Here is a 3,017-nt window from a genome sequence, read left to right as displayed (position 1 = left end):
ACGGGATTGGGAGGAAGCGACCCCGACGGGTCGATCGTCTCTTACACCATCAACACCCTGCCCTCACCAGACCAAGCCGTTCTGTTTTTAGGAGATCCAGCCAACGGTGGTGTACCAGTGACACCAGGCCAAGTCCTGACTCCAGCACAGTTACAGCAACTATTTTTGCAAGCCACAGGCAACTTTACAGGAGCCAATTTCACCTACAGCGCCACAGACAACAGCGGCGCCTCCAGTCCTGGTGCTGCTACTGTCGCGGCCATACTTCCAACTGACAACCAACCGCCAGTTGCCAAAAATGCCAACTCCAGCCTCGGGCCCAACAGCAGCCAGTTAGTCACAGGATTGGGAGGAAGCGACCCCGACGGGTCGATCGTCTCTTACACCATCAACACCCTGCCCTCACCAGACCAAGCCGTTCTGTTTTTAGGAGATCCCGCCAACGGCGGCGTACCCGTGACACCCGGCCAAGTCCTGACTCCAGCACAGTTGCAGCAACTATTTTTCTTCACGACGGGCAACTTTACAGGAGCCAATTTCACCTACAGCGCCACAGACAACAGCGGTGCCACCAGTCCCGCTGTCGCTACTGTCACGGCTATCTTGCGGTCGGGGGCGCCAACTCCCACACCAACGCCGGCATCGCCGATCGTCTCAAATCCGATCGGGGAAACAGATACCGACTGTCAATGTTCGCCCATTATGGAAAAACCCGGAATTAACTTTGTGCCCCCGCAGCAACCACCTGCTGTTGGATTTGTCCGGCCTATTTCACAATTTTCAGAGGGACAAACCACCAAAGGAACCGACGGCGATGGCTTCATCGCAGACACCAAAGGCAACCAAAAAATCGTCGGTTTTGGAGGCAACGACCTGCTTTTAGGTGAAGACGGCGCGGACGAAATTTACGGCAACGAAGACAATGACAGGGTTTTTGGTGGCATTGACACCGATATTGTTGACGGAGGCGAGGGCAACGATAGTGTTTACGGAGGCAAACAGAATGACTGGGTTGCCGGCGACTTAGACTCTGACACTCTCTTTGGAGATCTAGGTGCCGATACGATTTTGGGAGACAACGGGCAGAACAACTCCCAAAATCCTGACGATGCTCGCGATTTGCTCTTTGGAGGCAACGGTACAGACCTCATTAACGGCAACGAGGGCGACGATATCATCCATACCGGCAAAGGTGGCGATATTGCCCTTGGAGGTAAAGAAAATGACCTAATTTGGGGCGAACTCGCGAACGATACCTTGTTTGGTGGCATCGGCTCCGACAGCTTGTTTGGGGGCATCCGCGACCAAAGGGCCACCGACTCCGAGGGACGCGACTTGCTGTACGGAGGCTTCGGTAACGACTTCCTCAACGGCCAACAAGACAACGATACGCTGGTTGCAGGCAAAGATAACGATCCCGCTTACGGAGGCAAAGGCAATGACATCATCTACGGTCAATTAGGCTCCGATACCCTCTACGGCGGCGAAGGAGCCGATACTCTGCTCGGCGACAGTGGCAGTTCCCAGTCCATCGGGGATATCGGCGAACAAGACTTAATCTTTAGCGACAGCGGCAACGACATCATCGGCGGCGGCCACGGTAATGATACCGTGCAAGCAGGTAAAGGCAATGATTGTGTTTGGGGTGGCAAAGATAATGACCTGACTTGGGGCGAACTTGGCTCTGATACCCTTGTCGGCGATAGCGGCGACGACACCATGTACGGCGGTGCTCGAAGTCGAGTTCAAGATGTTGGCGGCCAAGACTTGCTCTTTGGTGGCATCGGTGCTGATGTGCTGTTCGGCGATGAGGGTGACGATACCATCAGTGGCGGTGAAGACAACGACTTGATTTTCGCCGGCAAAGCTAACGACCTCATACACGGAGATCTGGGTGACGACTTGATTTACGGCGGTGACGGCAGCGATGAACTCTGCGGTGGCGAGGGGAATGATACTATCTATGGCGATCGTGCTGATAACCGGGCTGTCTCGGTGGGCGCAAACGACCAGCAAGACTGCATCAACGGCGGTGACGGCGATGACTTGCTCTACGGCAATGAAGGCCTAGATACTATCAACGGAGATGCTGGTAGCGATACTCTGATTGGTGGTAAAGATAACGACCTTCTCAATGGGGGCGCTGGAGATGACTGGCTGTTTGGTGACTTGGGCGAGGATACTTTAATTGGAGGTATTGGGTTCGATCGATATGTGTTGAGTGCTGATGGCGGTATTGATACTGTCATTAACTTCGAGGTAGCCGTCGATAAGTTTGTTTTGAGGGAGGGCCTGAGTTTCCAGCAGTTGCAATTTAGCGCCACTCCGAACGGTACGTTGCTGCAAGTAGCAGGAACCGATCGGGTTTTAGCGAATCTGGTTGGGGTTAACGGGGCGATCGGCTCCTCGGATTTCCTACCCAATCTCTCTGAACTCTAGAATTGGCGGCGAAAGTCTCCTGTTCTGGCGAACAAAACGCCACAGCAGATCAGAACTTCTGTGGCGTTCCTCACAATACTCAATCCGGGTTAGAAACTTTGTAGCACTCGGCCCTTGACCTCGTTCTTACAGTTGCCTTTTGTTCCTCTCTAAAATGCTAAAAAATCAAGGTGTATTCAAGCCGGATTTGGTATAATATTAAATCTGTTAGCATCGGGATTATTCATAAATCTCTGATTATCGGCGTGAATCTGCGTCAATCCCTTGTCATCTGCGGTTCGAGAAGTTTTCTTTTTTAAACCGCAGATGTGGGCAGATTAACACAGATTAACGCAGATTAATTCGATTAATTCCTGTTGCAGCGTCCGTGATTGTTGACGGGATTTTACGCCCGACGAGGCTACGGGATTTGATATAACTTTGTAGGTTTTACAGGTGTTCCAAGGTACACCAGGGTTGGTAGCAAAGAGTGTTTACTACTAACTAATTTTAGTGGGTTGGGCGATCGGGAGCATCTCAGTTTTGCATTTACAGTGCGAGCGTCCCCGCTCGCGTATTGTACAATACGCGAGCGGGGA

At 52.3% G+C, this 3,017-nt stretch carries 1 protein-coding gene; it reads left to right on the top strand.

From position 1 onward, the window contains the following. A partial coding sequence (locus QUB16_RS33110; protein ID WP_333322610.1) for a calcium-binding protein occupies window positions 1-2,439 on the top strand: 2,439 nt, incomplete at its 5' end. Window positions 2,440-3,017: the final 578 nt, after the last annotated feature.

Source organism: Microcoleus sp. D3_18a_C4 (genome assembly GCF_036702415.1).
Lineage (GTDB): Bacteria > Cyanobacteriota > Cyanobacteriia > Cyanobacteriales > Microcoleaceae > Microcoleus.
Note: the sequence above shows the minus strand (reverse complement) of the source record. Positions and strands in the feature narration are given on the sequence as shown.